Source organism: Deltaproteobacteria bacterium, assembly GCA_016875225.1.
Lineage (GTDB): Bacteria > Myxococcota_A > UBA9160 > SZUA-336 > SZUA-336 > VGRW01.
The window spans coordinates 1-7,235 of the sequence record VGRW01000120.1 but is presented as its reverse complement, the minus strand read 5'-3'; the positions used below and the strand labels follow the sequence as shown (position 1 = coordinate 7,235).

6 protein-coding genes are annotated in these 7,235 nt (G+C 71.2%); 4 read left to right on the top strand and 2 right to left on the bottom strand.

The genetic code is table 11. The annotated features are described in order from the left end of the window. Nucleotides 1-216: 216 nt before the first annotated feature. Nucleotides 217-1,458, bottom strand: coding sequence for a VWA domain-containing protein (locus tag FJ108_17310; GenBank protein ID MBM4337648.1), 1,242 nt, complete (start codon nt 1,456-1,458; stop codon nt 217-219). Between FJ108_17310 and FJ108_17305 the strand changes: the two genes are divergently transcribed. After that, complete coding sequence (locus FJ108_17305; GenBank protein ID MBM4337647.1) at nt 1,055-2,938, top strand: carboxylesterase/lipase family protein; 1,884 nt, start codon at nt 1,055-1,057, stop codon at nt 2,936-2,938. The genes FJ108_17310 and FJ108_17305 overlap by 404 nt on opposite strands. Here FJ108_17305 and FJ108_17300 read toward each other — a convergent pair. Further along, the gene (locus tag FJ108_17300) at nt 2,919-3,656 is read right to left on the bottom strand and encodes a TIGR00730 family Rossman fold protein (GenBank protein ID MBM4337646.1); all 738 of its coding nucleotides are present in this window, start codon (nt 3,654-3,656) and stop codon (nt 2,919-2,921) included. The two genes, FJ108_17305 and FJ108_17300, sit on opposite strands and share 20 nt — an antisense overlap. Before the next feature lie 103 nt (nt 3,657-3,759). On the opposite strand from FJ108_17300, the gene FJ108_17295 reads away from it, so the two are divergent. The 3 genes from FJ108_17295 (at nt 3,760) to FJ108_17285 (ending at nt 5,857) form a co-directional block, all read left to right on the top strand. Then, entirely contained in the window at nt 3,760-4,623 is an 864-nt protein-coding gene (locus FJ108_17295; protein ID MBM4337645.1) for a hypothetical protein, read from the top strand. A gap of 135 nt (nt 4,624-4,758) precedes the next feature. Continuing rightward, a complete protein-coding gene (locus tag FJ108_17290; protein MBM4337644.1) occupies nt 4,759-5,160 on the top strand; it encodes a redoxin domain-containing protein in 402 nt (133 codons plus the stop codon). Nucleotides 5,161-5,179: 19 nt separating this feature from the next. After that, the gene (locus FJ108_17285) at nt 5,180-5,857 is read left to right on the top strand and encodes an MFS transporter (GenBank protein MBM4337643.1); all 678 of its coding nucleotides are present in this window, start codon (nt 5,180-5,182) and stop codon (nt 5,855-5,857) included. The last annotated feature ends 1,378 nt before the right edge of the window (nt 5,858-7,235 follow it).

Below are 7,235 nucleotides of genomic sequence, written 5' to 3'. Positions count from 1 at the left end.
GCTCGCGCAGCAGCAGCACCCCGCCGTCGCTGCTCGCGTGCTCCGCGTCGAACCGGCCCACCACGGGCCGTCGTCCCAGCGGCGAAAACTCAAGCTGCGTCGCGCTACACTCTGTCTGCACAGGTCGGCCCTTTCTGTTGGCCCGTTTTGTCTTGCAACTCAACGGTTAACAGAAGTCAGCCGGCCTGTGCTCGTTTGAGTGGTGAGAAATCCAGGCTAGCGCTCCGGCCGGATCTCGAGTCGCTTCTGGCGCTCGAGCGTCTGCTCGCGCTTCTGCCGCGCGCGTTCAGCGAGCTCGGTCTCGAGCGTGCGCAGCTCGAGCAGCTTGCGCAGCCGCGCGAGCTTCTCCGGATCCGGAAGCGCCTTCTCGAACGTGACCCAGCGGGTGATCGCGAGGCTCGCCCCGCCCTCCGACACCGCGCGAAGGCGCAGCTCGTTCTTGCCGAGCGCGAGCGGCGCGAAGCCGTCGAAGGTCCCGTCCGGGAAGAGCCGCACCGCGCGACCGGGCGCGCCGGTCGTGGCGTTCTCGAGCTCGATCCGCGCGACCTGCGTCCAGCTCATGTACGGCACGAACTCGACGATGTCGGCCGGCGCTTCGAGCACGACCAGGTCGCCGCCGTTGGCGGAGACGATCTCCTGGAACAGGTCGCGCCGCTGCGCCGCCGCGGGCCCGAGCGCGAACGCAGAGATCCGCGCGCCCGCGCGTGCGGCGTTTCGCGCCGCGTGAACCGAGGTCGACTGCGCCGCCTCGGCGGGCTCGGGCGCGGTGGGAATTCCGTCGGAGAGCAGCAGGATCTGGCGCCGACGCGGAGTTCCCGATTCGGAAGTCGCGGGCCCGAACCCGACGATCGCGGCCTCGAGCGCGCCGTAGAAACAGGTGCCGCGCTCGTTCGGCCGCGGCGGGATCGATTCGAGCGCCGCGAGCAGCTGCTCGCGCGAGCTTCCCAGCGGCGCCTCGAGATCTGCGTTGCCCCCGAAGCTGACCAGTCCCATCCGGGTCGTGTTCGGGTCGAGGCGCTCGATCAGGCGCCGCGCCGCCGCGATCTCGGCGGAGATGATCGTGTCGCCGAAGTCGGTGGTCCACAGCATGGGCAGATCGATCGGCGGGCTCTCGATCGCGCGGCCGACCACGCCGTCGCCATCCACGTCCACGCCGGTGGCCCGGAACGTGCTGACCGAGCGGTCGAGCACGATCATCACGTCGTGCTGTCCGCGCAGGCCCGTGCCGACCCAGCCGCGCACCTCGACCAGCGCGATCGGCTCCCGCACCAGATCGCCGCCGCGCGGCGAGTCGACCTCGAGATACACGCGCTCGGCGCGCGCGCCGAACGAGAAGAGCAAGGCCAGCGGCGCTGCGAGTAAGATGGGGAGCATGCGGCGACTTGGAGACACGTGTACCACACGCGCGGGGCGCCTCGAAGGCGTGCGCACGCGACAGGGCTTGGTGTTCCGAGGCATTCCCTTCGCCGAGCCGCCGGTCGGGCCGCTGCGCCTGCGCCCGCCCCAGCCGGTTCGCCCTTGGACGGGAACGCGTAGCGCGACGCGCTTCGCCCCGTCCGCGCCCCAGGCGGGCGTCGACAACTGGCTGGTGCGGCGCTTCATCGGCGGCGGATCCGCCGGGCGCAGCGAGGACTGCCTATACCTGAACGTCTGGACGCCAGCGCTCGACGCTGGGCGGCGACCGGTCATGGTCTTCATCCACGGCGGCGCCTTTCTGATGGGCTCGGGAAGCACGCGGCTCTACGATGGGTCGCGCCTCTCCGCGCGGGGCGACCTCGTCGTGGTCACGCTCAACTACCGGCTCGGCGCGCTCGGCTCGCTCGACCTGCGCGGGCTGATTCCAAACGTCGGCGAGGCGCCCGCGAACCAGGGACTGCGCGACCAGATCGCTGCGCTCGAATGGGTGCGAGACAACATCGCGGAGCTCGGCGGCGATCCCGAGGCGGTGACGGTCTTCGGCGAGTCGGCGGGCGCGATGAGCATCGGCGCGCTGCTCGGCACGCCGGCCGCGCGCGGGCTGTTCCGGAGCGCGATCCTGCAGAGCGGCGCGGCGGACAACGTCTCGGAGCCGGAGCAGTCGCGCCGGGTCGCGGAGCTGTACCTCTCGCTGCTCGGTTGTCACGGCGAGAGCCTCGACGCGCTTCGAGCCGCGCCGCTGGACGAGCTGCTGCGCGCGCAGCGCGAGGCCGCGTTCCAGCTCGCGCTCCCGCTCGGCGGGCTCGCGTTCCAGCCCTGCATCGATGGCGACCTGTTGCCCGAGAGCCCGCTCGACCTGATCGCGCGCGGCTCCGCCGCGGAGGTCTCGGTTCTGGTAGGAACCAACCGGGACGAGTGGAAGCTCTTCATGCTCGCCGACGCGCGCGCGCGGCGCATGGACGAGGCCGCGCTTCGCCGCCGTTTTGGCCGCGTGCTGCCCGAGCCCGAGGCCGAGCGCGCCTACCAGGCCTACCGCGAGGCGCCGGACTCGCGCCGCCGCCTCGACCCGCGCGAACGCTGGTCCGCGTTCCAAGGCGATCGAATCTTCCACTGGCCGGCCGCGCGGCTTCTCGAGCTCGTGCGCGGGCATTCGCGCGCGACGTTCGCCTACTCCTTCAGCTGGTCTCCGCCGCTTCTCGAGCGCCAGATCGGGGCCTGCCACGGAATCGAGCTGCCGTTCGTGTTCGGCACGATCCTCGAGCCCTGGCTGCGGCCCTGGCTCGGCGCGATTCCGGGCGCGGCAAAGCTCTCCCATCGCGTCCAGGAATCCTGGATCGCCTTCGCGCGGACCGGCCAGCCCGGCCACGCAGCCGTTCCCTTCTGGCCCGGCTACGACACCGAGAAGCGTCAGGCCATGGTGCTCGGCCGGCGCTGCCGGGTCGCGTCCGACTACGCGGGCCCGGCGCTGCGGTTCTTCGGCGCGGGACCGAGCGCGCGCGCGTTCAGCGAGTCTGCGGCGTAGTCCGCTCGCCCAGGATGCGCAGCGGCCGGGGCGGCCGGCGCAGCTCGAGGAGGCCGCGCGTGCGCTGCGCGATCCAGTGCGCCGCCTCCTCGGGGTCGTCGGTGAAGAGCAGCCGGGCCGCGTCCTCGCGCGCGATCGTGCCAGCCGCGACCATGGCGCGCTCCACGAACTCGCGCAGCGGCGCCCAGTAGTCCACGCCCATCAGCACGCAGGGGAAATTCTCGATCTTGCGCGTCTGCATCAGCGTCGCGACCTCGAACACCTCGTCGAGCGTGCCGAAGCCCCCGGGCAGCGCGACGAACGCGTAGGAGTACTTCACGAGCATCAGCTTGCGCACGAAGAAGTGCTGGAACTCGATGAAGTTTTCCAGATAGGGGTTGGGCTTCTGCTCGCGCGGAAGCTCGATGTTGCAGCCGACGGAGCAGGCGCCCACGTCGCGCGCGCCGCGGTTGGCGGCCTCCATGATTCCGGGCCCGCCGCCGGTCATGATCGTGAAGCCCGCGCCGCCGATCTGCCGCGCCGTCTCGCGCGCCAGCGCGTAGTAGGGATGGGTCTCGTCGAAGCGCGCCGAGCCGAAGATCGTCACGCACGGTCCGACGAAGTGCAGCGCGCGGAAGCCGCGGATGAACTCCACACAGAAGCGCAGCGCGCGCGCCAATTCCTCGCCGCGACTGCCGGGTCCGACGGCGAGGCCGCTTCCGTTGCGCTTCTGGGTCATGCGTATTCTTTGCCGGTTGCAGGACCGTCGCGCCAGCGGGGGTCTGGTCGTCGACGCTGGAATCGGTCAAACTGCGTCAAGTTTCCGTCGGAGGGTTGGAGTCATGCGGCTCGTTGCTGTGGCTCTGGTCTCGCTTCTCGGTTTCGCAGGCGTCGCGTCCGCGCAAGGGTTGGTGCCGGTCGCCAGCGCCGGACCGGACGTCGCGATCGAATGCGTGGGGCAGAACGGGACGCCGATCGCGATGAACGGCACGGGCTCGAGCGCGGGCGCCGACTTCACGTACCTGTGGACCGCCGACCCCGCGGTGGGCTTCGATGATCCGACCCTCCTCGGTCCGATCGCGGCGTTCCCCGTCGGGACGACGCTGGTCACGCTCACGGTCACCTACACCGACCCCGTGACGGCCGCGCAGTCCAGCGCCAGCGACTCGCTGTACGTGGTCGTGAGCGACCCGAACGCGCCGCGCATCTGCGCCTGCGCGGATCCCGCGGTGCTCTGGCCGCCGAACCACAAGATGCACGACGTGATCCGGATCCGCGTCTACGACACCTGCGACGCGAATCCCGACGTGGAGCTGCTCTCGGTCACGAGCAACGAGGACGACGACGGCCTCGGCGACGGACACACCAGCGACGACATCGAAGGCGCCGTGATCGGCAGCGACGACCGCGATTTCGCGGTTCGCGCCGAGCGCTCGGGTCCGGGCGAGGGCCGCACCTACACTGCGGTGTACCGCGCCTGGGACCTCGCCGAGAACCACACCGACTCGAGCGTGGTCGTGGGCGTCCCGCACGACATGGGGCAGGGCCACGATCTCGAGGTGGACGAGTGCCCGGAGCTCGACGACTACATCGCGAGCCAGGCGAAGGTGGTGAAGAAGGCGGAGAAGGCGCAGCTCAAGGCCGCGAAGCAATCCGCGAAGGCCACCAAGAAGGCGCTCAAGGCCGCGCAGCGAGCCGCTCGCTAGGTGGCCATCGGAGCGGGCGTCGATGCCGCGCTCGCCGAGATCGAGCTAGAGGACTGCGAAGGCGGTCGTCGCCGGCTCGGCGAGCTCTGGCGCGATCGCGACGCCGTGCTCGTCTTCGTGCGCCACTTCGGCTGACTGTTCTGCCGCGAGCAAGTCGCGCAGTTGCGCGACCGAGCGGCCGAGATCCGGGAGACGGGCGCGGAGATCGCGGTGGTCGGAAACGGATCGCGGTACTTCGCGATGATCTTCCGCGAGGACCTCGGCGTCGACTTCCCGATCTTCATCGATCCCGATCTGCGCGCCTACCGCGCCGCTGGGCTGCGGCGCGGATTCATGGAGCTGCTCTCACCGCGCCTGATCACGAACGGCGTTCGCGCATTGGCAAAGGGGTCGCGGCAGAAGGGCGTGCAGGGCGACGCCTTCCAGCTCGGCGGCAGCTTCGTGATCCGGCGCGGCGGAGGCGTCGCATTCGCGCACCGCAGCCGCGAGGCGGGCGATCACGCGGACCTCGACCGATTGATCGCCGCGCTGCGCTAGTGGCGGGACCTTCGCCGCGCTGCGCCTGCGCGACTTCCGGATCCTCTGGATCCGCACCTTCTTCTCGTTCCTGGCCTTCTTCATGTCGACGGCGGCGCAGAGCGTGGTCGCCTTCGACCTCCGCGGCAGCAACAGCTCGGTGGGCTCGGTGGTGGCCGCGCAGGGGCTCGCCATGCTCCTGCTCGGGCCGTTCGGGGGCGCGCTCGCGGATCGCCTGCGCAAGCGCCGGCTGATCGCGGCGTCGCAGTCCGTGACGGCGACGGTCGTTCGGCCGCTCGCGCTCTCCGTCGCGACCGGAACGATCCGCGTCGAGTACCTGGCGCTCGGGTCGCTCGTGATGGGAGCGACGTTCGCGTTCCTCGGTCCCGCGCGTCAGGCGCCGACCGTCGATCTCGTCCCGTCGGAGCAGCGCGGAAACGCCCTCGCGCTCACGCAGGTCGGCCACAGCGCTTCCCGCGTGCTCGGCCCGGCGGTGGCGGGCCTATTCCTGGCCTGGGCGTTCTCCCGCGCCACGGGCGCGTACCTGCGATGGCCGCGTTCTACGCCGCCTCGGCGGCGGGCCTGCTGCTGCTGCCGCGCTTGGTCGTGCGCGCCGGCGCGCGCGACGCCCGCGTGCTCGCCGACGTCGCCGCGGGGCTGCGCTACGTGCGCGGCCAGGGCCGCCTGCGACTCATGCTGCTCCTGTTCGTCTCGGTGATCATGATCGGATACCGGCACGTGACGGTGCTGTCCGGCCTGCTCGAGCACGGCCTCGGCCGCGACGCGCACGGCGTATCGACGCTCTTCGGTGTCGCCGCGGTCGGGGCGCTCGCGGCGTCCCTCTGGGTGGCGCGCTTCGCCGATTCGGGCCGCGTTTTTCGCATCTACACGGGAATGGCGCTTGCGCTCGCCCCGATGTACGCGGGCGCGCTGCTGGCGATGTTCGTCGGCCGCGTGATGTCGCTGTCCACGCTCGCGTTCGCGGGCTTGGGCCTGATGGGGCTGCCGATCGGCCTGGTCGCCGACGCGCTCGGCGAGCGGGCGGCGCTCGGATTCCTGGGCGGGGCGGTTCTCGCCATCACCCTCTGGCTGGGCGCGAAGCTCCGGGTGACGGACGTCGCAAAAGCCCGCTCACCACGGACAGGTGTGAGGCGGCGGATCCGTGGGAGGTGGTCCACCGCCGCCACCGCCACCGCCACCGCCGTCCCCGCCACCGCCGCTTCCACCGTCGCCGTCGCCGGAATGGTGGTGCCCGTGGTTCTGGTTGTGCTCGATCACCGCGCCGATCACGTAGGCGTCGAGCACGGAGAGCAGGCGGTCGATGTTGAGCTGCGTGTCGGTTCGTGTGTAGCCGCTCGGCGCGTAGGCGCGATCGCCCCGCGCGAACGAGAGCGGATTCCAGGCGCCCTGCATCCGCTCGCTCGCGGGCAGGTTCTTCGCTACCGCCGACGTCACCACGCCGATGCCGTCGCCGACGGAGTCGGCCGCGCTCGGCGAGACGGCAGGACCGACCGTGACCTGCGCCAGCGGTACGACCACCGCGTTGTTCGCGGCGCTCACCGCGTCGGCGACCGTCTGCACGCCGCTCTCGAGGCCCGTGAAGATCCGGCCGAGGGCCGCGCCGGGCTTCAATCGCGCCAGGTCGTAGACCGCGTAGGGGAGCATCTGCACCGGCGACACGCGGTACGACTCCGTGCCCTCGTGCTGGTGGGTGCGCGTCTCGCCGACGAAGGCGTGCCGGCCGAGGTCGAGCAGGTCGTCGCCTGCGGCGGCGAAGCTCGCGCGCAGGTTGCCGCCCACCGTGCCGGTGGCGCGCGACGAGGCGCTGCGCGGATTGATCTCCTTGGCGTAGAGGCGGAGATTGTCGCGGATCGAGGTTCCGGCCTCGGTCGAGTCGATGCGCTCCTCGCCGCGCGTAGCGGCGATCCCGGCCTCGTAGCTGTCGGGCGCGTCGAAGAACGCGAACGCCTGACCCGGGCAGTAGAGGATGCGCTGCGGAACGGTGGGCTTCGTGCCGTTCTCGGAGACGAGCGCGACGTCGCGCGTGTTGTAGCAGCCGGCGCCGTCGGGCTCGGCCTTCAGGTTCTGCGACCGGT

Excerpts from the sequence above, each read along its gene's own strand:
- FJ108_17305 (MBM4337647.1), top strand. The coding sequence starts at position 1,055 with ATGATCGTGTCGCCGAAGTCGGTGGTCCACAGCATGGGCAGATCGATC.
- FJ108_17300 (MBM4337646.1), bottom strand. The coding sequence starts at position 3,656 with ATGACCCAGAAGCGCAACGGAAGCGGCCTCGCCGTCGGACCCGGCAGT.
- FJ108_17295 (MBM4337645.1), top strand. The coding sequence starts at position 3,760 with ATGCGGCTCGTTGCTGTGGCTCTGGTCTCGCTTCTCGGTTTCGCAGGC.
- FJ108_17310 (MBM4337648.1), bottom strand. The coding sequence starts at position 1,458 with ATGCCTCGGAACACCAAGCCCTGTCGCGTGCGCACGCCTTCGAGGCGC.